Source organism: Micromonospora sp. NPDC049274 (assembly GCF_040678875.1).
GTDB lineage: Bacteria > Actinomycetota > Actinomycetes > Mycobacteriales > Micromonosporaceae > Micromonospora.
Genome location: NZ_JBFAQS010000008.1, coordinates 138,528 through 163,842, shown reverse-complemented (window position 1 = coordinate 163,842; position 25,315 = coordinate 138,528). Strand labels below are relative to the sequence as shown.

Sequence of the window (25,315 nt, the reverse complement as noted above, 5' to 3'; positions counted from 1 at the left end):
AGAGAGAAGGGGGCCCCTGCGACACAGGGGCCCCCTTTTCTGCCGTGTGTCAGTTGCCGGTGGGCGTGCTCTCCCCGGTGATCAGGTAGATCACGTGCTCGCCGGCGTTGACCGCGTGGTCGGCGAAGCGCTCGTAGAAGCGGCCCAGCAGGGTGGCGTCGATAGCGGTCTCCACCCCGTACGGCCAGTCGTCGCCGAGCAGCACCGAGAACAGGCTCTTGTGCAGCTCGTCCATGGCGTCGTCGTCCCGGTCCAGCTCGCCGGCCAGGTCGGCGTCGGGCTTGGCCAGCACCGAACCGATCTTCACGGCCATCCGGTCGGCGATGTCCGACATCTCGGTGAAGATCGTGCGCAGCTCGGCCGGTACGGCGGGCGAGGGGTGGCGGCGCAGCGCCGTCTTGGCCACGTGGTCGGCCAGGTCGCCCATCCGCTCCAGGTCGGCCGCCACGTGCAGCGCGGTGATCATGGCACGCAGGTCGGAGGCGACCGGCGCCTGCCTGGCGAGCAGGTCACACACCCGCTCCTCGACGTGCCGGTAAAGGTCGTCGATCTCGGCGTCCCGCTCGATGACCGTCTCGGCGGCCTGCCGGTCGGCGGTGAGCAGGGCCCGGGTGGCCTGGCGCATGGCAGCGCGGACGCCCTCCGCCATGTCCACCAGCAGTTGGCTGACGATCTGGAGGTCGGCCCGGAACTCGTCGCGCATCATCACGTCCTGTGGTCGGTCGCCGCCGACGGGTGCCGGCGCAGGGTTGAGCAGGTGCGACGCCAACGGTAGGGCGCGTGAACGGATCCCGGATGAACCACGGTGAACGACGTCAGACGTGGGGGTGAACACTTCCGAAAGTGCGGGTGGTTCGTCCCGTTCTGTGTGGTAGCCAGGTTAACAATGACCCTACGATCGCCGGGTGGAGTGGGCGGTGGCGGTCGTGGTGGCCGTGGCGTTGGCGACCGGACTGGTCGTCGGCCTCCTGCTGCCCCGGTTCCTGCCGGCGCGCGGCCGCTCCACGTCGACGGGCAGCGCGAGCTCCCGCTGGAGCAGGGGGAGGCCCCCGATAGCTGACGAGCAGCAGGCCGGGCTCGGCCGCCGGACGATCGATTCGCTCCGGGCCGGTGTCGTCGTACTGGACGACGACGACGTGCCCGTACTGATCAACCCGGCCGCCCGCGCGATGGGTCTGCTGCGTACCGGCAGCACCCCGGGCTCGATCGCCGCGCACCCGTTGATCCGTACCCTCGCGGGCCAGGTGCGGCGCACCGGCGTGCGGCGCGAGATCGAGCTGGACCTGCCGCGGGGTCGCGACAGCGCGGGGGAGAACCCGCTGGGCGTGCACCTGCGGGCCATGGGCCTCGGGAACGGCTTCATCGCCGTGGAAGCGGTCGACGTGACCGAGTCGCACCGGCTCACCCGGGTCCGACGTGACTTCGTGGCGAACGTGAGCCACGAGCTCAAGACACCGATCGGCGCGCTCCAACTGCTCGCCGAGGCGCTGCTGGACGCCACCGAGCCGGCCGACGCCGCGGTGCCTGACCTCTCCGAGGATCTGGTCGCCGCCCGCCGGTTCGCCGAACGGATCCAGCACGAGTCGACCCGGCTGGGCCGGCTGGTGCAGGAGTTGCTGGAGCTGACCCGGCTCCAGGGCGCCGAGCCGCAGCCGCCGCCGGAGCCCGTCGCACTCGACTGGGTGATCGCCGAGGTGGTCGACCGCACCCGCACCACGGCTGCCGCCCGTGGGGTCGAGGTGACTGTCGACGGCCAGCGCGGTCTCACCGCGTACGGCAGCGACAGTCAGCTCGCCACGGCGGTGGCGAACCTGGTGGAGAACGCCATCAACTACTCGGGCGAGGACACCGCGGTACGGGTCACCCTCCGTGGGGACGGTGAACATGTCGAGGTCGCGGTCGCCGACCAGGGCATCGGCATCGCCCCGACGGACGTGGACCGGATCTTCGAGCGGTTCTACCGGGCCGACCAGGCCCGCTCGCGCGCCACCGGTGGCACCGGGCTCGGCCTGGCCATCGTCAAACACATCGCGAGCAACCATGGCGGTCGGGTGGAGGTGTCGAGCACTCTTGGGGGTGGATCGACGTTCACCCTACGGTTGCCCGCCAGCCCCCCTGACGACCTGCTGGCGACACTGCCGCCGGTTGGGATCGAGGCCGGTCCGGCCGAGCTTCGGCAGGTCTGACAGCAATGGAAAGGAAATCCCCCTTGAGCCGCGTTCTGGTGGTCGAGGACGAGGAGTCGTTCTCCGACGCCCTGTCGTACATGCTCCGCAAGGAGGGCTTCGAGGTCTCGGTCGCCGCGACCGGCACCGATGCCCTCACCGAGTTCGACCGAACCGGCGCCGACATCGTGCTGCTCGACCTGATGTTGCCCGAGATGTCGGGGACCGAGGTGTGCCGGCAGCTCCGGCAGCGCTCGGCCGTACCGATCATCATGGTCACCGCGCGGGACAGTGAGATCGACAAGGTGGTCGGCCTGGAGATCGGCGCCGACGACTACGTCACCAAGCCGTACTCTCCCCGGGAACTGGTCGCGCGGATCCGCGCGGTGCTGCGCCGGCAGAGCCCGGAGGTGGCCGAGGCGGGCGCTCCGACGTTGGCAGCCGGCCCGGTCCGGATGGACATCGAGCGGCACGTGGTGACCGTCGAGGGTGGGGCGGTGCAACTGCCGCTCAAGGAGTTCGAGCTGCTGGAGCTGCTGCTGCGCAACGCGGGCCGGGTGCTGACCCGAGGCCAGCTCATCGACCGGGTCTGGGGCGCCGACTACGTCGGCGACACCAAGACGCTGGACGTGCACGTCAAGCGGCTGCGTTCCAAGATCGAGCCGGAGCCGTCGGCGCCGCGCTTCATCGTCACCGTACGCGGTCTGGGGTACAAGTTCGAGCCGTGATCGGCCCAACCCGAAGGGGGTCCACGCTCGGCGTGGGCCCCCTTCGGGCTGTCGGGGTCCGCTCAGCGGACGACCTTGAAATTGAAGTCGGCGGTGCCGAGCCGGCCGTAGAGCCGCAGCCAGAGTGGCATCAGCATCTCGGTGCCCCGGGCGGTGGAGAGGTCACCGAGGTCGATCACGTCGGTGTGGCCGAAGCTGACGAGCAGCTCGGTGACGATCCGCTTCGCCTCCGCGTCGTCGCCGGAGACGAACACGCTGTGCGCGCCGTCGGCGAGCTGGCGCGGGCGCACCATCAGCTCGGCGGTCAGCGTGTTGAGTGACTTGACCACCTTGGCCTGCGGGAACTCCCGCTGGATCTGCTCGGCGAGGGAGTCGGTGTCCGGCACGGTCAGGGTGGGCGGAAAGCCTGCGCTGAAGTCGAGCGGGTTGGCGATGTCGAGCAGAACCTTGCCGGCCAGGTTCGCCGCGCCGGCCGCGGTGAGCGCCGGCAGGGAGCCGCTGCCACTGGTGGCGTTGACCACCAGCTCGGCGTCTGCGGCCGCGTCTGCCTGGGTTGCCAGGCCTACCTCGGGGTGCTCCGCGGCCCAGGCGGCGTAATCGCCGGCCAGGGTGGTCGCGACATCCCGCGTGCCGATGGTGATCTGGTGGCCCAGCTCCGCAGCGCGGGCGCTGATGGTCCGGCCGACCGAGCCGGTGCCGAGAACTGCGATGCGCATGTCGATCGATCCTCCACTCGGGCGCGGAGTGGCGTCGCGCCGGTTGCGAGCAGGCTAACAGACAGGTCTGTCTACTGTCTGCCCCCATGACGATCCGTGGCCCGGTGTGCCCTGAGTGGTCCGCTGCGCTCGGCGCTCGGCGCTCGATGCCCGTGCCCGGTGGCGTGCCCGGCTGTGCGCCGGCGGCGTGCCCCCGCTGCGGCCCGGCGTGCCGGCATGGTCTGCGTAGTCGGGCGCCGCGTCGAGCACGCCAATCCAGGCGTCCGGGGTGGGTCGGATCAGCAGTGGCGCTGTCTCTCGCTGCCTGTAGAGCTGCCCCAGATGTGGGGCTGACACATGTCGCGCCCGCCCCAGAGACTGGGTGGGCGGGAGGCTGCCTACGAGAGCCGGAGGTGCCGCCCCACATCTGGGGCAGCTCTACAGGGTGCGAAGAGGTGTCAGGCCCCTGGCGGCGGCGAGGTCTTCCACCCTGGCGGTCCTGGCCACCCCGGCGGTCCTGGCCACCCCGGCGGTCCTGGCTACCCCGGCGGTCCTGGCCGGCCCAGCGGTCCGGCAGTCCTGGCTGGTCGGCGATCTAGTAGCCCAACGGGCCAACGTGTCGGGAGACCGGCGGCGCCATGGCCCGGGTTTGCGTGAACGGCGCATCTGGCGGAGATGGTAGACGGAGCTGTCTGTAGAATCGGCCCGCCACCAGCACGTCGAGGGAGTACCGATGCCTGCCCAGCGCACACCGGCCGGCTCGGCCCGGGACCGGATCCTGGAGACCGCGTTCCGGCTCTTCTACGCCCACGGGCCGCGCGGCGTCGGGGTGGACACGGTCATCGCCGAGTCGGGCGTGGCCAAGGCGACGCTCTACAAGCACTTCCCGCGCAAGGACGACCTGGTGCTGGCGTACCTCGACCGGGTCGACCAGGCGTGGTTCGGCGCGCTGCGCGCCGCGGCCCGGGATGCCGGCGACGAGCCGCGCGACCAGTTGGTCGGGATGTTCGACGCGCTGGCCGGCGCCTGCCGGCGGGACGGCTACCACGGCTGCGCGTTCATCAACACGGCCGCCGAGTCACCGGCCGGCGGCGCGGTGCACGCCCGCACGGTCGAGCACAAGACGGTGGTCCGGGCCTGGGTGACGGAGCTGGCCCGGCAGGCCGGCGCGGCCGACCCGGAACTGCTCGCCCGGCAGCTCACCCTGCTGCTCGACGGCGGGCTCGCCGGCGGTGTGCTGGACGGCGACCCGGTGATCGCCGAAGCGGCCCGGCGCAGCGCCCGCACCCTCGTCGACGCGGCGTTGCGCTGACGGGTATCAGCTAGAGATTGTCGGCGGGGTGCGGGGCGACCATGCCCTGCTTCACCCGGGCCGCGCACAGCTCGGCCAGCCGCTCGTACGCCGCGGCGCCGATCAGGGCGGTCAGCTCCGGCCCGTAGGACAGGTACATCGGCTCGGTGCCCACGTGGGCGTCCGTCGAGGAGGTGCACCACCAGTCCAGATCGTGTCCGCCGGCACCCCAGCCGCGCCTGTCGAACTCGGACAGTGTGGAGACCAGCACCTTGGAGTTGTCGGGGCGCTTCACCCAGTCCTGGTCCCGCCGGATCGGCAGCTGCCAGCAGACGTCCGGCTTGTATTCCAGCGGGTGCACCCCGTCGCGCAGCGCCTGGGCGTGCAACGCGCAACCTCCTCCGCCGGCGAAGTCGGCGTCGTTGAGGAAGACGCACGGCCCGTCGGCGCCCTGGGTGGCGGTGCGGCGCGCCGGGTTCTTGCCGTCGATCGTGTCCTCGTCGGTCCAGTTCTTGAAACCGCGCCGGAAGTGCTGCCACGTCGACGGGGTGAGCCGTTTGACGGCGGTGCGGACGCGCTTCTCGTCGTCCGAGTCGGTGAAGAACGCCCCGTGCGAGCAGCAGCCGTCGGCCGACCGGCCGGCGATGATGCCGTGGCAACCCCGCCCGAAGATGCAGGTCCAGCGGGAGAGCAGCCAGGTCAGGTCGGCCCGGATCAGGTGGGTCTCGTCCGCCGGGTCGGCGAACTCGATCCACTCCCGGGGAAAGTCCAGCGCCACCTCGCGGCTGCGCGGGTCGCCCGGATCGTCCACCAGCACGCGGAGCTCCATCGTCACCCGGACCAGCCTACGCGCGGTGACGTCGGCAGGCCGGCGCGCCGCACGAACGTGTTGCACCTAGGGTCTTCACCATGCGACTGGGTGTCCTCGACGTCGGATCCAACACGGTGCACCTGCTGGTGGTCGACGCGCACCACGGCGCGCACCCCTGGCCGGCGCACTCGGAGAAGGTCGTCCTGCGTCTCGCCGAGCAGATCGGCCCGGACGGCGCGTTGACCGAGGCCGGCTCGGACGGCCTGGTCAAGGCGGTCGGCATGGCCAAGGCGGCGGCCACGGGGTTGGAGGCCGACGACCTGATCGCGTTCGCCACCTCGGCGGTCCGCGACGCCACCAATGCGGCCGAGGTGCTCGCCCGCGTCCGCGACGAGACAGGCGTACGCCTGGAGGTGCTCTCCGGCGCGGACGAGGCGCGGATGACGTTCCTGGCGGTGCGGCGCTGGTTCGGCTGGTCCGCGGGGCGTCTGCTGGTGCTCGACATCGGTGGCGGCTCGCTGGAGATCGCCGCCGGGATCGACGAGGACCCGGACGCCGCGATCTCGCTTCCGCTCGGCGCGGGCCGCCTGACCCGGGAGCGGCTGCGGGTCGACCCGGACAGCGCGACGCCGCCGTCCGCCGAGGCCGTCGAGAAGCTGCGGGAGTACGTGGACGGCCGGCTGGACAAGGTGGTCGACCAGATGACCGAGGTGGGCTGGGGTCGGGCGGTGGCCACCTCGAAGACGTTCCGCACCCTGGCGCGACTGGCCGGCGCGGCGCCCTCCGGGGCCGGGCTCTGGGCCCGGCGCAGCCTGACCCGTGCCGGTCTGCGGCAGGTCATCGGCTTCATCCGGCACATTCCGCCTACCCAGTTGATGGAGCTGGAGGGGGTCAGCTCGGGTCGGGCCCACCAGCTGCTGGCGGGCGCGGTGGTCGCCGAGGCGGTGATGCGCAGGCTCGACCTGGACTCGCTGGACATCTGCCCGTGGGCCCTGCGGGAGGGGGTCATCCTCCGCCGACTCGACCAACTCGAACCGATCTGACCGGGCTGCCGGTTACGGTCGGTTTGCCGGCGCTCGTCCTGATGGCCCTACGACAGCCGGGCTACGCTGGCTGATGTGACTTCCCGCGTTCCGGTGCTCCTGTCCAGCTCGTCGGTCTTCCCCGAGCCGACTGCGGCGGCGTTCCAACTGGCCGCGGCGCTCGGCTACGACGGCGTCGAGGTGATGGTCTGGACCGACGTGGTCAGCCAGGACGCCGGCGCGCTGCGCGGCCTGTCGGCGCACTACGACGTGCCGGTGCTGTCTGTGCACGCGCCCTGCCTGCTGGTCACCCAGCGGGTGTGGAGCCCGGACCCGTGGCAGCGGCTGCGCCGGGCCGCCGAGCTGGCCGAGACGCTGGGAGCGCCGACGGTCGTGGTGCACCCGCCGTTCTCCTGGCAGCGCGACTACGCGCGTAACTTCGCCGAGGGGCTGGCCACGATCGCGGACCGCTTCAACGGCCTGCGCTTCGCTGTGGAGAACATGTACCCGGTGCGGATGGCGGGCCGGCAGTTCGTCCCGTACGTCCCCGGGTGGGATCCCACCGACGCGGGCTACCCGTCGTACACCCTCGATCTGTCGCACTGCGCGGCCTCGCACAGCGACCCCCTGGACATGGCCGACCGGATGGGCGCGGGCCTGGCCCACGTGCACCTGGGCGACGGCACCGGCGAGGGCCGCGACGAGCATCTGGTGCCCGGTCGCGGCACCCAGCCCTGCGGGGAGCTGCTCTCCTCGCTGGCGGCGCGGGGCTTCACCGGCGCGGTGGCCGTCGAGGTGGCGACCCGGGGCGCGAAGAGCCGCGCGGTGCGCGAGGCGGACCTGCGCGCCGCGCTGGAGTTCGCCCGGCAGCACCTGCCCGCGCAGTCACCTGTCGACGTCTGACCCCGCAGGGCCCGCCGTCAGCTGACCGGGGTCAGCGACTCGGTGGTCGCCGTCGGCTGCGGGGCGACCGGCAGCTGTTCGCCGATGGCGGCCCGCTTGCGGGCCCGGTGCGCCGCCACGTGGGAGCGGGTGGCGCAACGCTCGGAGCAGAACCGCCGGCAGCAGTTGGACGACGTGTCCAGGTAGACATTGCCGCACCGCTCGTCGGCGCAGACCCCGAAGCGTGCGCTGCCGTACTCGCAGAGCCACACCGACAGCCCCCAGACCGCGCCGGCCAGGTATTCGGCGCTTACCGACGCGCCCCGGCTGGTCACGTGCATGTGCCAGTCGCTGGAGTCGTGCCCGGAGATGCGCGGCTGGACCGGGAACGCCTCGAGCAGCGCGTTCAGCTCGGTCACCGCCTGGGCGTCACGCCCCGAGGTGCCGTACTCGAAGACGTCGCGGAGCCGCTTCTGCGCACGCCGGAAGATCGCGATGTCGCGATCGGCGACCTCGTCGCGCATCCAGGCGTTGTCGTCGGGAAAGAGGGCCCGCAGGTCGTCGAGGTCGTCCAGGCGGGCGTTGACCAGGTCAACGCCGGTCCGGGCGTACGCGTCGAAGTTCACGCCCCCAACGGTAGACGACTCACGGGGTGCGCGGCGCGTCGATGTAGTGCGGCAGGAACCGCGCGTAGCCGTCGGTGATCAGACTCGCGCTCTCCCGCACGCCCACTCCGGCCGACTCGCCGTCGACGATCCAGCTGCCCAGCACCGTCCGGTAGCCGGCGAACTGCGGCAACGCCCGGAACTCCTGGTAGCACCAGCCCTCGTCGCCGTAGATCCCCGGGTTGGTGATCTCCTGCTCGGCGGTGACGATGCGTACCGAGCCACCCTCCCGGCCGAGCAGCGGCTTGGCCACGTACTCGGGCATGCCGCGCGGCGAGTCGAGGTACGCCGGGAGCAGGTACTCGTGGTCGGGGTAGAGCTCCCAGAGGATCGCGAGCAGCGCCTTGTTGGACAGCAGGAGCTTCCACGCCGGTTCGATCCAGGTGGTCGGGGTGCCCGGGGCCAGCGCGGGCGGCCCGTACGGCTCGGCCAGCATCCACTCCCACGGGTAGAGCTTGAAGCAGGTGGTCACCGGCTGGCCGGCGGCGTCGACGAAGCGCCGGCCGTCCCAGCCGATCTTCTGGATGGGTTGCAGCTCGACGCTCAGGCCGGCCTGCCGGGCGGTCTCGGCGAGGTAGCCGGCCGTCATGTGGTCCTCGCCGGACTCCTCCTCGTTCGACCAGAGCACGTGCACCCGGGGGTCGTGCAGCCCGGCGCCGATCTTGGCCCAGGCGCCGACCAGCCGCTCGTGCAGGCTGTTCCACTGGTCCAGCTCGGGGCGGGTCTGCTCCAGCCAGTACCACTGGATGATGCTCGCCTCGACAAGCGCCGTAGGCGTGTCCGCGTTGTACTCCAGCATCTTCGGCGGCCAGGTGCCGTCGTACGCCAGGTCGAAGCGCCCGTAGAGGGTGGGTGGCGCCTCCCGCAGCGACCGGGCCACCGCCTCGGCCGCCCAGGCGGGAATGCCGAACTCGGCGTACCGGCCGTGCGCCACCACGTGCTCGGCGGCTGCCACGGACATCCGGTGCAACTCCTCGGTGGCCTCTTCCAGCCGCAGTACCTCGTCGAGGTCGAAGGCGTACGCGGCGGTCTCGTCCCAGTACGACATGATCCCGCCGTCGGGCAGCTCGGTGTCGACGTACACCAGCCCCTGCGCGCGGATCGTGGCGTCCCAGTCGGGCCGGGGCGGCACGGACTCGCGGCGCACGTCAGCCGCCGCAGGAGGCGAGGTGCGTGCCGAACCCGCCGCGCTCGGGCAGGGCGGCGGTCGTCGGCTCGCCGGCGGCGCGCCCCGCGACGGGGGCGGGCACCCGCATCGCCAGCGCGACCGTGTCACCGCCACCGACGGGCCCGAGGGCGCAGTCGTCATCGTCGTCGTCCGAGGTCATGTTGCAGCCGGAGAGGGCGAGCGCGAGAGCGGTGAGCGCGCCGAGCTGCACGGAGGCCGACCGGAGGCGGCGGCGGGGGCGTTGGTCCACGGGATCGTTGTAGCCGATCGACGCCAGCACCGCAGCCCCGGCCGCCCCCCGGCGGGGGTCCTGGCAGGGGCGATACGCTCGGCTCATGCTCCGTTCCGTCATCCTCGCCGCCTCCCGGTCATCCCAGGTCGAGCGGCTCGTCGCGACCGCCCCGTACACCCGGGACGTCGTTCGCCGGTTCGTCGCCGGCGCCTCCACCGACGACGCGTTGCGCGCGACCCGCGGGCTCGTCGACGACGGTCTGGCCGTCACCCTCGACCACCTGGGCGAGGACACCGTCCGTCCCGAGCAGGCCACGGCCACCCGGGACGAATACCTGAAGCTGCTGAAGATGCTCTCCGGCGCGGGGCTCACCCCGGCGGCCGAGGTGAGCGTGAAGCTCTCCGCGCTCGGTCAGATGTTCGACGAGCAGTTGGCGTACGACAACGTCCGGGCGATCTGCGCGGCCGCCGACGCGGCGGGCACCACTGTCACCCTGGACATGGAGGACCACACCACCACGGACTCGACGCTGGAGGTGCTGGCCAAGCTGCGCAAGGACTTCCCGTCGACAGGCGCGGTGCTTCAGGCGTACCTGCGCCGGACCGAGTCGGACTGCCGGGAGCTGTCCTCCGCAGGGTCGCGGGTGCGTCTGTGCAAGGGCGCGTACCGGGAGCCGGAGTCGGTGGCGTACCAGTCGGCCCGCGAGGTGGACAAGTCCTACGTCCGCTGCCTGAACATCCTGATGTCCGGCGACGGGTACCCGATGCTGGCGACCCACGATCCGCGGATGATCGCGATCGGCGAGGACCGGGCCCGCTGGTTCGACAGGGGGCCGGAGCGCTTCGAGTTCCAGATGCTCTACGGCATCCGCCCCGAGGAGCAGGCCCGGTTGGCCGGCGAGGGCTACACCGTCCGCACCTACGTCCCGTACGGCGACGAGTGGTACGGCTACCTGATGCGTCGGCTCGCCGAGCGCCCGGCGAACCTGGTCTTCTTCGGCCGTGCGCTGGTCTCCAAGAAGTAGTCGGGCTTGACGGGGTTGGCTAGTTCGCTTAGCTTTATAGCTATGACAGCTAGCCAGGTGCGGCGGGACGGCGGACACATCGCCTACGAGGTGCATGGCGACGGCCCACTTGTCGTCCTCGCGCACGGCATGGGCGAGAACCGGGCGAGCTTCCGGCACCTCGTGCCCCTGCTGGTGGCGGCCGGTCACCGGGTCGCCTCGGTCGACGTACGCGGGCACGGGGAGTCCAGCGCCGGCTGGCCCTCGTACGCCCCGGCGGAGGTCGGCGGCGACCTGCTGGCCGTCGTCCGTGACCTCGACGCCGGGCCGGCCGTGCTTGTCGGCAGCTCGTCCGCCGCCGCGGCGGTGGTCTTCGCCGCGACCGACGCACCCGAGCTGGTCTCCGGCATCGTGCAGATCGGCGCGTTCGTCGGTCAGCCGAAACTCAACCCGCTGCTGCGGGCGGCGATGGGAGCTCTGCTGCGCAGTCCACGACTGTTCGGGATGTTCCACAACACGCTGTTCCCGGTGCACCGGCCGACCGACGACGCGGCGTACCGCCTGTCGATGGTGGCCAACCTGCGCGAACCCGGCCGGATGGCCGCGACGCGCGGCGTGATCGCTCCTGTCGAGCCGCACTGGACCGCCCGCGCGCCGCAGGTACGCCAACCGGTGCTGGTGCTGATGGGCACCAAGGACCCGGACTTCCCCGACCCGGGCGCCGAGGCGCGGGCGGCCCGCCGGCTCTTCCGCGTCGCCGAGGCCCGGATGATCGAGGAGGCCGGGCACTACCCGCACGCCGACCGGCCGCAGGCCACCGCCGACGAGCTCGCGGGTTTCCTGGCGGTGTGCGCGGGTGCCTAGGGCAGGGCTCAACCAGCAGACCGTGGTGCGGGAGGCCGCCCGGCTGGCCGACGAGGTCGGCTACCAGCAGCTCACACTCGCCGCGCTGGCCAGCCGGCTCGGCGTCGCGCTGCCCAGCCTCTACAAGCACATCCGCGGGGCGGATGCGCTGAGCCAGAAGCTCGCCGCGCTTGCCAGCGCCGAACTGGCCACCGAGCTGACCACGGCGGCCGCCGGTCGCTCGGGAGGGGACGCGCTGCGGGCGATGGCGGACGCGTACCGCGCCTACGCCCATCGGCACCCCGGGCGCTACCCCGCCACCCAGCGGGTGCCCGACCCCTCCGACCCGGAACACGTCGAGGCGGGCGAACGCGCGGTCGGCGCCATCTTCGCGGTGCTGCGCGGCTACGGACTCACCGGCGACGACGCGGTGGACGCCGCCCGGGCGCTGCGCAGCGCACTGCACGGTTTCGTCGCCCTGGAGGCCGCCGGTGGCTTCGGCCTGCCGCGCGAGGTCGACCGCTCGTACCACCAGTTGGTCGCCGGCCTGGACGTGGCATTACGCTCCTGGCCGGCTCGCGGAGCCTGACCCGGCCCGATCGGCCCGGGTCGGCCTCGCCCGATCCGGCATTTGGTCGTACCCTTCGGCGGGTGACTGACGGGGTGCAGCAGCCGACACCGCGGCGGCTCTGGCCGCTGTGGACCGTGCTCGTCGTGGTGGTCCTGCTGCTGGGCTGCGGCCTTCCGGCGGCGCTGGTCGTCGGTGCGATCCGCGAGGCCGGCGGCCGGGCCACGCTCAGCCGGGCCGGCGCCACCGCGGCCGACGACCCGGCCACCGCCGTCGCCCGTGGGCTGTCCGACCGGATGACCGCGCAGCTCCAGCGGCAGTCCACGGCGCTGCTCGGCGGCGACCGGGCCGCCTTCCTCGCCGTCGCCGACCCCACCACACACCCCGACCTGCGCCGTCGCTACGCCGCGCTGCGCGCCCTTCGGGTGACGGTGTGGCGGGCCGAGCCGAGCGGCCTGCCCGTACCTGTCGTCGGCAGGCCGGGCGAGTGGCGGCTGCTGGTGCGCTTCCAGTACTGCTTCGCCTCGCCAGGCTGCCGACCGAGCCCGGTGCTGATCGGCACCCGCTGGCGGGAGAACGGCGACCAGCCCCGACTGGTCGCCCTGGAGGAGTCCAAGTCCGCCGAGACCGGCACCCGACCGTGGGAGATCAGCGAACTGGCCGTGGCGGTCGGCGCGCGGACCATCGTCGCCACCACGCCGGCGCTGCGCGGCAAGCTACCCACCCTGCTGGCTCAGGCGGAGGCGGCGGCCACGGTCGCCGACACCTACGCGGTGACCGGCTCGCCGCCGGACCGCTACCGGATCTTCTACGCCGGTCGGACGGAATGGCAACGCTGGTACGGCGGCGGGCGCCCACAGTGGACCGGCGGCTACGCGGTGACCGTGGGCGGCGGCCACCACGAGGTGGTGCTCAACGCCGACGGGCTGCCCAGCAGCGGCACCGACGACCTGCTCCGGCACGAGCTGACCCACGCCGCCTCGCTGCCCGAGCGCGGTTACCCGGGCAAGACGACCTGGTGGCTGGTCGAAGGGCTGGCCGAGTTCGCCGGCTCGGGTGGTCAGCCGGTCGACAGGTACGAGGGGCTCGCGGAGGTGCGCAAGCTGGTCCGGGGCGGTTGGGACGGTCGACTGGAGGGCGTCACGCCCGCCGACGACGCCCCCGCCGAGCGGGTCGGTGGCAGCTACGGCATCGGCTACCTGGCCGTCCGCCACCTCGTCGACCGGTTCGGGCCGGAGCGGCTGCTGACCTTCTTCAAGGCCGTGGTGCACGAGCGCAGAACCCTCGAGGTCGCCGCCGAACAGGCGTTCGGCGAGCAGTGGTCCACCTTGCACGACGAGTGCGTGGCGTACGTCCGCGCCACCGCCGCCTGACACCGGCCGGGCCAATGGCGTGCGGCGGTGGGCCGGGTGGACACCCGACCCACCGCCGTGGTTCACCAGCCGGCAGCGATCGCCGCCCGGGTGCCGAGGGTGCCGTTGGCGGCCCCCGGGTACATCCAGAGAATGCCTGTCACGTTCTCCCGGGCGAGGATGTCGGGCTTGCCATCCCCGTTGAAGTCGGTCATCCCGAAGGAGGTGTAGTTGGCCCAACCGATGCCGACCTGGGTGATGGTCCTCGCCTGTAGGTCGTACACCCGGAGGAGACCGGTGTCGCTCTCCCGCCCGTACAACTCCGGCGTGGTGTCACCCACGACGTTGGCCACCCCGAACCCGGTGAACTGGGTGCTCCAGCCGTCGCCGACGTCGATCCGGGTCAGCTTGCCGCCCGCCAGATCGCCCGGGTAGACCCACAGGTCGTTGGTTGTGCCGGCGGTGAAGACGTCCTGGTAGCCGTCCCGGTTGTAGTCGGCCACCCCGAACGGCCGGTAGCTGCACCACTGAGAGCCGAAGAACGTGGGCGTGGGGCTCACATCATCGGCGGTTCCCAGGAACACCTGCAGGTTGCAGGTGACGTTGTCACGGACGACCACATCCGGGTAGCCGTCGTGGTCCATGTCCGCGATGCCGAACGCGGTGAACTGGTTCCACCCCGACGAGATCAGCCGTGGTGCGGAGAGTTGGGTGTTCACCCTGCGGTATCTCCACAAGGTGCCGATGGTGTCCGTCGCGTAGATGTCGGTCTGCTTCGTTCCAGTGCCCGGTGGTGTCCAGGTGATGGCGCCGACCGAGGTGAGCGAGCCGCTCTTCGTGACGTTGGTCGCCCCGACCTGGATGGGGGTGAGTGCCCGCTTCCACACCTGCAGATTGCTGAGCATCCCGGAGTAGTGCGCCGTCGGTGCGCCCTGGTACTTGTAGCGGCCGACCACGAACTTGCCGGTGCTCGGCCACGTGGGCGTGGCGGTGTACTGGGCGCTTCCCTTGACCACCCCGTTGACGTAGAGCGCGATCGTCCGAGTCTCGGCGTTGTAGGTGCCGACCAGGTGCGTCCAGACCCCCAGCGCCGTACCGGCAGGTGCCACCACCTGGGTGTACGACCAACCGCTGTCGGCGTTGCCGAGCCCGAACCGCCAGGTGTTGTCGCTCTGGTTGTTCCAGAGCAGGAAGCGCGACGCGTTCGCGCCGTCCTCACTGGCGATGACGCCACCGGCGGCGGTGGGCTTGGCCCACACCGAGATGCTGAACGACTTGCTCGTGTCGATCAGCCGCTCGGGACTGGTGAGCGCGGTCTTGTTGGTGAGGTCGACCTGGGTCGCGGTCGCGTCCGTGTTCAGCACGACGACCTGTGGGAAGAGTTCACCGCTGCGCCATTTCGCGCTCACGCCGGGCGCGGTCGGTGACGGCTCGGTCACCTCGACGCCGAGTGACTTACCCCCGGAGATGTCGGTGGCCGTGCTGAGGACGCCGTCCCCCTCGTCCGCGAACTCGTCGTCGAACTGCCAGGTGTGGTCGGAGGTGATCAGCGCCTGCCGGGGCCGGGCGGTGATGGTGGCACTGCCGGCCTGGACATTGGTGACCAGCCAGGCTGTCGCGACCGCGCCGGCGCCGACGGTCCACAGGTCGGGGGTGCCGTCGGCGTTGATGTCCCCGGCGCGCAGGCTGAGCGTCGCTCCGGTGTTCCAGCCGGTGGCGGCCAGGGTACGGGCGGTGTAGGTGAGTTGCCCGGTGTCCTGGTTGTAGGCCAGGTTCGACCAGAGGTACAGGGCTCCAGTCGTCTTGTTCCAGAGGAACATCGCAGTTCCGGTGCTGGTCTGTGCGGTGGTGATCGTCCAGTTGTTCCAGTCGGCGCCGCCGGTCGGAGTTGACGCCCCGGTGGAGACCGCTCCGAAGAACAGGCTGGTTCCGGGGAAGCTGGGGTAGTAGGTGAGCTGGTAACCGTTGGTGGCGTCCCCGCTGGTGCCGATCAGGTCGGGGAAGTCCGAACCGATGCCCCGGCTGTCACCGGCGTTGGCCAGTTGGATCGGCGATCGGCCAAACTCGTCGAGAAGGTATTCGGCCATGAGGCTGGTCTGGACGCCGCTGCGCTCCGGGATCAACGTGGAGCCGTCGCCGTTGCCGGCAAGGATTCCGCCACCGCCGGCGTTGTTGCCGGCCGGGTAGTAGACCAGGACGTCCTGCAGGTTGCCGCCGGTGAATCGACCCGTGAGGACCTGAGCGCCGTTGAAGTCGGCAGGAGAGTTCTCACCGGTGACACCGTTGCCTCGCGAGCCCATGTTGCTGATGCTCGGGTTGACCCCGGCTGAGCCGTCGTTCTCTGCCAGCCACAGGCCGGCCTTGAGACCGTTGACCGAGCCGCCAGTGAGCAGGTCGGCCTTGCCGTCGCCGGTCAGGTCGCCGTCCGGTGCGACGACGGGTGACGGATTCGCGTTGAACGGCAACGTCGCGGTCTCGCCGAAGTTCTTACCGGCCGCAGTGACGCTGGTCACCGAGATGGTGTTGGTGAAGCGGTTGGGAGTGACCTGGATGGTGGCGTTGCCGCTCGCGTCGGGGGTGACGCTCTGCGGGGGTGCCGCATTCAGTTGGTAGACGTAGTTGGTGGGCACGGTTCCGGTGGACGGCGGCTTGACCGCAATGGTGATCGGCTGCCCGATCGTTGCCTGCTGAGTGAGTTCCGGGATGTTGGGTGGCCCGGCTCGGGTGGAGTCGAAGGTGAACCGGCAGGTGGTCGACCAACTGCTGGAAGTCTGGAAATCGGTCGTCTGGACCTTCCAGGCGAACGTCGTGGGCGTCCCCGTGCTGGTGCCGGTGACACCGGCGGCGGCTGCCAGCGTCGCTCTCGGCACGACGTACACCGCTGTGGTGCCGGAGGAGTACGTCAGCAGGTTGGGGTTGGTGGTGGCGATGGCCGTCTGGGCGGGATCGCTGTTCTTCCACACCTTGAAGGTGACCCCGAGGGCTCCCTTGTCCGGGTCGGAGACCGGGGCGTACAGCGACACAGCTGTATCACCGACCACCGTGGGATTGGCGGCGGTGCAGGCGGTCGTGGGGGAGGTGCTGAGCCCGGTCGGCGCGGCGGGTGCGTGGTTGTACCGGATGGTCAGGGTGGGGCTGGTTTCCAGGAATTCCTTCCAGCTCTGGGTGTCGCTGGCCTCGTTGGCGGCGACCATCCACAAAGTTCGGGTCGACTTCTTGTTGGTGACGTCGGTCTTGATCTGGCCGGTGATGTCGAACGAGACACCGTCGGCGTCGCAACCGCTGTAGCCGTACGCGAAGCTCTTGCTGGCGATGGCGCTGCCCTTGCTCACACCCTCCCAGTAGTTCCAGGTGGCGTTGCTGGAGCTCAACGTGGTGCCTGGGCCGTAGATGTAGACCGTCTTGTCGGTGCAGTTCCACGACCGGGTGTTCGTGATCTTGAAATATGCGTCCGCGATCGTGGCACCGGCCAACGTCGAGTACGGCACCGGGAAGTTGATCAGAGTGTTCGACCGCTGGCTGCCCGAGTTGCCGACCTGCATCCGGCCGATGGGGTCCGGGGTGTTCTTCCAGTAGTTGGTCGACTGGTGCTGGTAGGAGATCGAGGCCCAACCGCTCATCTTCGGGCCGACGGAGCTCCAGTTGAACGTGGGGTCGATGTAGACGGGGTACACCGCTGCCGGGTCACTCAGCATCGCCCGGTCGGGGGTGAGTCGTAGCTTCCCGGCACCAACCTGGACACCGATCGCGGCGGTACGCGCCCCACGTCCGGGGCCGCCAGGGGTGGACGCGGACTGCCGTTCGCCCGTGCCCGTCCTGGTGCTCGCGCCGCGGGCGGAATCCCACATCGCGGGGGCCGAGGCGGTGAGCACCGTCCGGCCGGCGCGGTCGCGGCCGGTGATGTTGCCCGCCGGGTCGGCCGCCAGGGTGACGCCCTTCGTGGCGGTGCCGAGGTCGAGGGCGGCGAGCCGTGGATCGGCTGCCGCCTGTCGGTTCTTGACCACGAAGACGTGCGAGAACGAGCCCTCGGTGGTGACCCGGACGGTCAGGTCGACCCCGGGCAGCACCTCGGCATAGGTGGCGGTCGGCCCGGAGAGGGTCGGTGCCGGCAGGGGCAGCGGTGCGGTGACGGAGAGTGCGCGATCGCCGCTTGTCATCTCGGCGAGTGGGGCACTGCCTCCGGCGGAGACGCGGATCGGGTTGGTGGTCACGGCCGCGCTGATGGTGCCGTCGGCGTTTCGGACCAGCGTCGGGTCGAGGTTCTTCCAGGCACCGTTCACCCTGGTGCGAGTGGGTACGGCCGACTGGGTCAGCTCGATCGTCCCGTCCGGTCGGGCCGTGTAGGTGGACGTCGAGGTGCCGGCGCCGGTGGCCTCGACGGGCTTGCCGGTGCGCCGCGCGTCGGCCATCGCCCGATCGACGCTTAATGATCCTGCGGCCGGCTTGGGAGCGGGCCTGCTGGGCGCGGCGGTGGCCGCGACGGCGGGTAGGAACGTGGCCGAGCCGCTCAGGACGATGCTGGCGGCGACGCCGCTGGCGAATGCGCGTCCTGGTTTCCAGGTCCGAAGTGGTGGACCGATTCTGGGCATGAAGGTGGCTTCCCCCGTGAGTCTGACCGGCGGACGCGGAGTACGTCCGTAGGGCGGCAAGTGAACCAGCACAGCCGGCCATCGTGGAACGTCGGACGTCACGCGAGGTTGTCCCTTTGGGACCATCTGCGATGCATATGTCGGCCGTGATCTTGGTCATTCGTTAGCCTCCCGTGACCTTCCGGGGAGGTGAACATGAAACATTGTTCGCGCCACGGGGGTGCACGATTGAACACCCTGCGTGGTTTTTTCTGGATCTCGCAGAGGTGAGGGTGACATGGCCAGGCACGGGGGATTGCGTCTGCTGAAACGTCCCAGACGTCTGGTGGCGTTAACTGCGGCAACGTCGCTGGTGGCGAGCCTGCTGACGGGTACGCCGGCGGTGGCGAAGCCGGAAGACGGCGGGTTGTCCAAGCTGCCGCCCATGTCGCCCGGACGGTCGGTGACCGGTGTCAAGCCCTTGCCGACGAACTTCGTGACTCCGCCCGACCAGGCGAAGTCGACCTACCGGCCGTCACGGACGGCATGGCCGAAGGCCGCGTCGGCGACCGTGGAGCTGACCGGCTCGGCGGCCACGGCCCGGGCTGCGGCACCGGCGAAGACCCGCGCCGCGGGCACCCCGGTCTGGGTGGCGCCGGTCGCCAAGGGCGGCCGCTACACCGGCCCGCAGCAGATGCGGGTCCGTGTCGCGGACCGGGCGGCTGCCGAAGCGGCCGGCGTGGACGGCGTACTGCTGTCCGTGACGCCGTCGGCGGGTGGAAGCGCCAGCGGCTCGGTACGGGTCGGCCTCGACTACGCCGAGTTCGCCGAGGCGTACGGCGGCAACTACGGTTCCCGCCTGCGGCTCGTGCAGCTGCCGGCATGCGCGCTCACCACGCCGACGCTCGCCGCCTGCCGGACACCGATCCCGGTGCCCTCCACCAACGACACGGCCGCCAACTCCGTGTCGGCCGAGGTGCCGCTGACGGCAGCCGCCGACAGCCGGTCGGCCGGCTCGGCGATGGTGCTCGCCACCGTGGCCGGCGTCGGCGACGAGGGCGGCAAGGCCGGCACCTACGCGGCGACCGATCTGAAGCCCTCCGGCTCCTGGACCGCGGGCGGCAGCACCGGGTCCTTCGCCTATTCGTACCCGTTGACCGTGCCGCCGTCCCGGTCGAAGCTCGTGCCGCAACTGGCCCTTTCCTACGACTCCGGCGGCGTCGACGGTCAGACCGTCGCGACCAACGCGCAGGCGTCCTGGGTGGGCGACGGCTGGACCACGCCGAAGTCGTACGTCGAGCAGACCTTCGTCTCCTGCTCGGACGACCCGGGCGGCAGCCCGTCCCCGGTCAAGACGAACGACCGCTGCTACGCCGGTCCGATCCTCACCCTCGCGCTGAACGGATCGTCGAGCTCGCTCATCTGGGACGCCGGCAAGAAGACCTGGAAGGCGCAGAACGACACCGGCGCCGTGGTCACCCGGGAAATGAACTCGGGCAATGGCAGCGGAACCAAGGACACCGACTACTGGCGGGTGACCGAGCGGGACGGCACGGTCTACGAGTTCGGCCGCAACCGCCTGCCCGGGTGGACGACGAACAAGCCGGAGACCAAGTCGGTCGACCACATCCCGGTCTACTCGGCGCACTCGGGAGACCCCTGCTACAACTCGGCAGGTTTCAGCTCCTCGGTCTGCACGATGGCGTACCGGTGGAACCTCGACTACGTCAAGGACGTCCACGGCAACGCCATGGCCTACTACTACAACCAGGCCACCAACTACTACGGGCGCAACGAGGGCGCGACTGACGTGATGTACATCCGGGACAGCAACCTCGCCCGGATCGACTACGGCTTCCGCGACAACGGCGCGTACGGCATCGTCCCCAACCAGGTGGTCTTCAACACCGACGACCGCTGCCTCTCCGGCACCTGCAAACCGCTCAACGACGCGAACAAGGCCAACTGGCCGGACGTGCCGTTCGACCTGGTGTGCAACTCCGGCACCGACTGCAAGGCGTGGAGCCCGTCCTTCTTCTCCACCGTACGGCTGACCTCCATCGAGACCCAGCAGTACGACACCAGCAGCACCCCGTACAAGAAGGTCGACTCCTACGTTCTCGGCCAGACCATGCCGGCGACCGGGGACGGCACCGCGCCGACGCTGTGGCTGAACTCGATCACCCGCACCGGGCACGACACCACCTCCGGGGGCTCGGCCAGCGCCATCACCCTGCCCTCGGTGTCGTTCACCGGCATCAAGCTGCCCAACAGGGTGGACGTGAGGGGTGGCTACCCCTCGTTCTACCGGCAACGCATCGCGACGATCACCACCGAGACCGGCTCGGTCATCTCGCCCAGCTACGAGCTGCCGGAACCCTGCACCGCGCCGGTGGCGCTCAATCCCGCGTCCAACACCAAGTCCTGCTTCCCGGTCTACTGGACGCCCGAAGGGGTGCCGGACCAGATCCGCGACTGGTTCCACAAGTACGCGGTCACCCGGGTCACCGCGACCGACCCGACAGGTGGCGCGCCGGCCACGTCCACCAGTTACCAGTACCTCGACGGTGCCGCCTGGCACTACGACGACAACGAGGTGGTCAAGGCCAAGTACCGCACCTACGGCCAGTTCCGCGGTTACGGCAAGGTCCGGGTGCGCAACGGCGACGGCGCGAACGACCCTCGCACGCTGGCGGAGACCACCTACTACCGGGGCATGAGCAGGAACAACAGCACCACGGTCGTCAACGTCACCGACAGCGCCGGCGGGGTCCACGAGGATGTGGACCAACTCGCCGGGCGTGCCCTGGAGGCAACCTCCTACCTGGGCGACGGCGGCCCGATCGACGGTTCGTCGATCACCTCGTACTGGGTGTCGGACGCGACCGCGACCCGTACCCGCACGGGCCTGCCGGCGCTGACCGCGACCTTCACGGCGCCGGTACAGACCTGGCGACGACAGGCGGTCACATCCGGCGCCAGCACCACCTGGCGCTACAGCCAGACCGACATGTCGTACGACGCATCGATCACCTCGCCGACCTTCGGTCTGTTGCAGCACTCGTACGACCACACCGTGCCGGCGAACACCACCTATGACCGGTGCACCAGCACGACGTACGCTCCGGCCAACACCGATCTCAACCTGGTCGGCCTGACCAGCCAGGTCGAGACCGTGTCGGTTGCCTGCGCTGGTTTCCGCGCCGGCTCGCCGACGTCTGTGCCGGGCAGCACGAACACGCTTACCGCTCCGAGCACGGTCAGCCGGCCGGGGCAAGTTGTGTCGCACGTTCGGACCTACTACGACGACACGCAGTTCGCGACCACGTTCCCGCAGACGCCCCCGACCAGGGGCAACGTCACCATGGTCCGCAAGGCGTCCGACTGGGTCTCCGGCGCTTACGTCTACCAGACCACCGACCGGGCCGAGTTCGACCCGTACGGGCGCGTGACCGGCAGCTGGGACGGCAACGGCAACAAGTCCATCACCAGGTACACCGACAACGCCGCCGGCCTGACCACCGGGATGACGTTGGAGAATGCGGAGGGCCACGCCACCTCCACGACCATGACCACGCTGCGCAATCTGCCGGTGAGCAGCACCGACGCCAACAGCGTGGTCACCAGCACCCAGTACGACGCGCTCGGTCGGCTGACGGCGGCCTGGGTGGCGTCCCGGCCCACCAGCGGTCTGGCGAACGTCAAGCACAGCTACACGGTGTCGAAGACCGGAATCACCGCCACGACGACCGAGACCCTCAACAAGAACAACTCGTACAGAACCTCGACCACCATCTACGACGCCCTCTACCGGGTGCGGCAGACCCAGGCGGACACCAACCTGGGTGGCCGGATGGTCACCGACTCGTTCTACGACAGCCGGGGGTGGGTGCGGGCGACCTACAACGGCTGGTGGGACGCCGCCAGCGGACCGAACACCACTCCCGTCTACACCGACACGCTGCTCAAGAAGGCCCTGAACCAGACGTTCAACACCTACGACGGGCTGGGCCGGGTCATCCTGGCCGAGAGCGCCCGCGACGGCGTGGTCAAGTCGTCGACCAGGACGGTGTACAACGGTGACCGGACGACGGTCATCCCACCGACCGGCGGCACCGTGACCGCGACGGTCAGTGACCCGATGGGTCGGCTGGAGAAGCAGCTCCAGTACACCGCGGCACCGACGCTGGTCTCGCCGTCCAACCCGTTCACCGGCATCTACCGGCTGACCGGCGGCACCACGGTGGACAGCAGCTACGGCTACGACGGCCATGACAACCAGTCGACCCTGACCGACACTGCCGGCAATGTCTGGACCAGCACGTTCAACCTGCTGGGACAGGTGGTCGGCAAGGACGACCCGGACGCCGGAACCAGCACCATCCGCTACGACGGCGCGGGCAACGTCATCGAGTCGACGGACGGCCGCGGCAAGACCCTCTCGTCGACCTTCGACAAGATCAACCGTCGCACGGCGAGCTTCGCCGCGTCGACCTCGGGGCAGTCGACCAGCAACCAGTTGGCCGCGTGGGTCTACGACAACGACAACAACGTCGCGCCGATCACGAATGCGATTGGCAAGCTGACCACCGCGACCGCCTTCCGCAACGGTGCCGCATACAGCACCCAGTGGATCAACTTCGACGCCTACGGCAACTCGAAGGGCGAGACGATCACCATCCCCGCCGCGGAGGGGGCCCTCGGCAACACGTACGCGTTCGGGCACACCTACTCGGCGACGACCGGAATTCTCCTCAGCGACACGTATCCGGCGCGCGGTAACCTGCCCGCCGAGACCGTTATCCACAGCTACGGCGGAGTGCTGGACCTGCCGACGATCGTCGGTGGACTTGCCGGCTACAGCGCGTCCGTCGACTACGACGCGTGGGGTCGGATCACCCGCAACGTCGTCGGTTCGCCGACGAGCCTGGCCTCGATCGTCAACATCTACGACGACCACGACGGGCGACGCAAGCAGCAGCTGGTTACCAAGACGACGGCCACCACGACGGACGTCGACAAGCAGGAGTACGAGTACGACGTCTACGGCAACATCACCAAGACGGTCAACACCCGGTACGAGCCGACGACGGTGTCCGAGACAGAGTGCTACCGGTACGACTCACTGCGGCGACTCACCAAGGCATGGACGGCGAAAGACGCGTGCGCGGTCGCCCCGACCGTCGGTAACCGCGCCATGGTCGGCAGCGGCATCGGCGCCACCAGCGCCTACTGGACCGAGTGGGACGTCGACTCGCTCGGCAACCGGAAGAGCCAGACCCAGTACTCCACGACCGGTGGGACCGACACCACCACCACCTACGCCTACGACGGCAACGGGAAGGGCCAGCCGCACACGTTGACGGGTACGACCACCTCCGGTGGCCTCACCGGCAGCACCTCGTACACCTACGACGACGCGGGCAACACGACCACCCGCAAGGCCGGGCAGGGCACCCAGACCCTGAACTGGGACGACAGCGGCGAGCTGACCTCGGTCACCGGCGGCACGGACGGGAACAGCTCGTTCCTGTACGACGCCGACGGCAACCTGCTGATTCAGAAGGACCCGGGGGTCACCACCCTCTACCTGCCCGGTCAGCAGATCACCCTCAACACCGCCACCCAGGCACTGAGCGGCACCCGCTACTACCCGCTGCCCAGCGGCGCGATGGCCTATCGCACGGGGAGTGGCACCGCGTACGGGTTCACCATTCCGGACCACCAGGGCACGCCCAGCCTCTACCTGAACAACACGGCCCAGGTGCCGACCTGGCGGCAGTACACCCCGTACGGCGCGCCGCGCGGTTCCACCGTGACGGCACCCGACAACCGCGGCTTCCTCAATCAGCCGCTCAACACCAACACCGGCCTGACCCAGGTCAGCGCCCGGAACTACGACCCGGCCATCGGGCGGTTCGTCTCGGTCGACCCGTTGCAGGACCTGACCGATCCGCAGCAGTGGAATGGCTACTCGTACGCCAACAACTCCCCGGTCACGATGAGCGACCCGGACGGCCTGATTCCGGCCGACTGCATGGAGTATGACTGCTACGGCTACGATCCGCGGCCCCTCAAGGAGGGCGACGGCCGTGGTGCCGGCGGCTGCCCGGGCGGCTGTGGCACCGAGGCGAACAAGGACTGGGGCAAGAAGAACGGCAAGACGACCACCAGGAACGGGAAGCGGACTCACCCGCGGATCCTCGGGAACGTGATCTTTGTCCCCGAGACGGTGCCGCTGGAGGAGTTCACCCGTCGGTGGAACGACCAGCGCGCCGAGTGGCTCTCGGCGTCGGCCTTCAGCAACGACCTACTTGAGGCCCAGGACGAACGCGCCCTCGCCATGAACATCTGTCACGAGATGGGGCGGCCGGGCGGTTGCCAGGAGTGGATCGAGCAGCTCTACAGCCCTTACATCGATACTTTGGCAGCGACCCTGCCGGCAGACGAGATGTTCCAGAGCGGTGCGATCGCCGCGGCCAGCGGCGCGGCAGGTGCGGCGCTGAAGGGTGGGCGTCCTGCCGGCGGCGGTGGCTGCAACTGTGGCTGCAAGAGCTTCAGCGGTGACACCGAGGTCCTCATGGCCGACGGGACCACCAAGAGCCTCGAGGAGATTGAGGTCGGAGATGAGGTTATGGCCTCAGATCCGGAAGTGGGTGAGCAGGGGCCACGAGTCGTCACGCATGTCTGGGTCCACAAGGATGATCTCGTTGATCTTCAACTCTTCGGTTCTGTGGTCCGGACGACAGAGGATCACCCTTTTTGGAATCAGACCGATCGGGAGTGGCAGCGGGCTGATGAGTTTGATCCAGGCGACCTCGTGCTGCTGGCAGGCGGCCGCACCCTATCCGTCCTGGGAATCCGCCCGAACACCGTCCACTCGGGCGATGCCTATAACCTGAGCGTCGACGGCCTCCACACGTACTACGTCGCAGCAGGGAAAGCTCTGGTCCTGGTCCACAATTCCAATGGCTCCAACCCGTGGGGCAACTCACAAGAATGGAAGCAAGGTCGCGTACCGACGAGTGGTGGTCCGTCAGATGGGGTGCTCTACCGGCGTGGCGCTGGTGGCGCCATCGTCGACTGGGGTGTATATGACAGCAAGGGGAACCTTAAATACAGGACGGATCTCTTTGGAGCTGCCCATGGAGGTGTCGAAACCCCTCACTGGCAGACCTATCAGGAGAACGTCAATCCCAAGGGAAAGGCTTTCGTTCAAGAAACAGGTGATGCGTTCCCGGGCGCGGGTCCAGCGGGTGAGCCACCGTGTGGTTTCTAGTAGCTGCCATTGAGGTGTCGGTATTGTACTTCTGCGACTTGAC

17 protein-coding genes are annotated in these 25,315 nt (G+C 69.9%); 10 read left to right on the top strand and 7 right to left on the bottom strand.

Annotation, left to right across the window (positions count from 1 at the left end; genetic code table 11):
* Window positions 1–49 precede the first annotated feature (49 nt).
* Complete coding sequence (gene phoU, locus AB0K10_RS17410) at window positions 50–703, bottom strand: phosphate signaling complex protein PhoU (RefSeq protein WP_363684512.1); 654 nt, start codon at window positions 701–703, stop codon at window positions 50–52.
* A 202-nt stretch (window positions 704–905) separates the two neighbouring features.
* On the opposite strand from phoU, the gene AB0K10_RS17405 reads away from it, so the two are divergent.
* Both AB0K10_RS17405 and AB0K10_RS17400 read left to right on the top strand, forming a co-directional pair.
* Complete coding sequence (locus AB0K10_RS17405) at window positions 906–2,186, top strand: ATP-binding protein (protein ID WP_363684510.1); 1,281 nt, start codon at window positions 906–908, stop codon at window positions 2,184–2,186.
* 23 nt (window positions 2,187–2,209) lie between these two features.
* Complete coding sequence (locus tag AB0K10_RS17400; protein WP_039906992.1) at window positions 2,210–2,893, top strand: response regulator transcription factor; 684 nt, start codon at window positions 2,210–2,212, stop codon at window positions 2,891–2,893.
* A 62-nt stretch (window positions 2,894–2,955) separates the two neighbouring features.
* On the opposite strand, the gene AB0K10_RS17395 is transcribed toward AB0K10_RS17400, so the two are convergent.
* Window positions 2,956–3,609 carry an NAD(P)-binding domain-containing protein gene (locus AB0K10_RS17395; protein ID WP_363684508.1) on the bottom strand — a complete coding sequence of 218 codons (654 nt, stop codon included), beginning with the start codon at window positions 3,607–3,609 and terminating at the stop codon, window positions 2,956–2,958.
* Between the two features lie 712 nt (window positions 3,610–4,321).
* On the opposite strand from AB0K10_RS17395, the gene AB0K10_RS17390 reads away from it, so the two are divergent.
* Window positions 4,322–4,900, top strand: coding sequence for a TetR/AcrR family transcriptional regulator (locus AB0K10_RS17390; protein ID WP_363684506.1), 579 nt, complete (start codon window positions 4,322–4,324; stop codon window positions 4,898–4,900).
* Window positions 4,901–4,910: 10 nt separating this feature from the next.
* On the opposite strand, the gene AB0K10_RS17385 is transcribed toward AB0K10_RS17390, so the two are convergent.
* Entirely contained in the window at window positions 4,911–5,708 is a 798-nt protein-coding gene (locus tag AB0K10_RS17385) for a hypothetical protein (RefSeq protein WP_363684773.1), read from the bottom strand.
* Window positions 5,709–5,788: 80 nt separating this feature from the next.
* On the opposite strand from AB0K10_RS17385, the gene AB0K10_RS17380 reads away from it, so the two are divergent.
* Both AB0K10_RS17380 and AB0K10_RS17375 read left to right on the top strand, forming a co-directional pair.
* Window positions 5,789–6,733 (top strand): Ppx/GppA phosphatase family protein, encoded by a 945-nt coding sequence (locus AB0K10_RS17380; RefSeq protein ID WP_363684504.1) that lies wholly within the window; start codon window positions 5,789–5,791, stop codon window positions 6,731–6,733.
* Between the two features lie 75 nt (window positions 6,734–6,808).
* On the top strand, window positions 6,809–7,615 hold the full coding sequence (locus AB0K10_RS17375; protein WP_363684502.1) for a sugar phosphate isomerase/epimerase: 807 nt from the start codon (window positions 6,809–6,811) through the stop codon (window positions 7,613–7,615).
* Between the two features lie 17 nt (window positions 7,616–7,632).
* Here the strand turns inward: AB0K10_RS17375 and AB0K10_RS17370 are convergent, their stop codons facing one another.
* From AB0K10_RS17370 to AB0K10_RS17360, 3 genes are read right to left on the bottom strand one after another with little or no spacing between them, the layout of a single operon-like run.
* A complete protein-coding gene (locus AB0K10_RS17370) occupies window positions 7,633–8,220 on the bottom strand; it encodes a CGNR zinc finger domain-containing protein (protein ID WP_363684500.1) in 588 nt (195 codons plus the stop codon).
* A 19-nt stretch (window positions 8,221–8,239) separates the two neighbouring features.
* Window positions 8,240–9,406: a glutathionylspermidine synthase family protein gene (locus tag AB0K10_RS17365; protein WP_363684498.1), complete on the bottom strand. Its 1,167-nt coding sequence runs from the start codon at window positions 9,404–9,406 to the stop codon at window positions 8,240–8,242.
* 1 nt (window position 9,407) lies between these two features.
* Window positions 9,408–9,764 (bottom strand): hypothetical protein, encoded by a 357-nt coding sequence (locus AB0K10_RS17360; RefSeq protein WP_363684496.1) that lies wholly within the window; start codon window positions 9,762–9,764, stop codon window positions 9,408–9,410.
* On the opposite strand from AB0K10_RS17360, the gene AB0K10_RS17355 reads away from it, so the two are divergent.
* The 4 genes from AB0K10_RS17355 (at window position 9,763) to AB0K10_RS17340 (ending at window position 13,446) form a co-directional block, all read left to right on the top strand.
* Window positions 9,763–10,683 carry a proline dehydrogenase family protein gene (locus tag AB0K10_RS17355; protein WP_363684494.1) on the top strand — a complete coding sequence of 307 codons (921 nt, stop codon included), beginning with the start codon at window positions 9,763–9,765 and terminating at the stop codon, window positions 10,681–10,683. The two genes, AB0K10_RS17360 and AB0K10_RS17355, sit on opposite strands and share 2 nt — an antisense overlap.
* A 42-nt stretch (window positions 10,684–10,725) precedes the next feature.
* Window positions 10,726–11,526, top strand: a complete 801-nt coding sequence (locus AB0K10_RS17350; protein WP_363684492.1) for an alpha/beta hydrolase — start codon at window positions 10,726–10,728, stop codon at window positions 11,524–11,526.
* Complete coding sequence (locus tag AB0K10_RS17345; protein WP_363684490.1) at window positions 11,519–12,094, top strand: WHG domain-containing protein; 576 nt, start codon at window positions 11,519–11,521, stop codon at window positions 12,092–12,094. Before AB0K10_RS17350 ends, AB0K10_RS17345 begins: the two co-directional genes overlap by 8 nt.
* 62 nt (window positions 12,095–12,156) lie before the next feature.
* Complete coding sequence (locus AB0K10_RS17340; RefSeq protein WP_363684489.1) at window positions 12,157–13,446, top strand: hypothetical protein; 1,290 nt, start codon at window positions 12,157–12,159, stop codon at window positions 13,444–13,446.
* 62 nt (window positions 13,447–13,508) lie between these two features.
* Here AB0K10_RS17340 and AB0K10_RS17335 read toward each other — a convergent pair whose 3' ends face one another.
* Window positions 13,509–18,014: a LamG-like jellyroll fold domain-containing protein gene (locus AB0K10_RS17335; protein WP_363684487.1), complete on the bottom strand. Its 4,506-nt coding sequence runs from the start codon at window positions 18,012–18,014 to the stop codon at window positions 13,509–13,511.
* A gap of 352 nt (window positions 18,015–18,366) precedes the next feature.
* Between AB0K10_RS17335 and AB0K10_RS17330 the strand changes: the two genes are divergently transcribed.
* Entirely contained in the window at window positions 18,367–25,272 is a 6,906-nt protein-coding gene (locus AB0K10_RS17330) for a polymorphic toxin type 24 domain-containing protein (RefSeq protein ID WP_363684485.1), read from the top strand.
* Window positions 25,273–25,315: the final 43 nt, after the last annotated feature.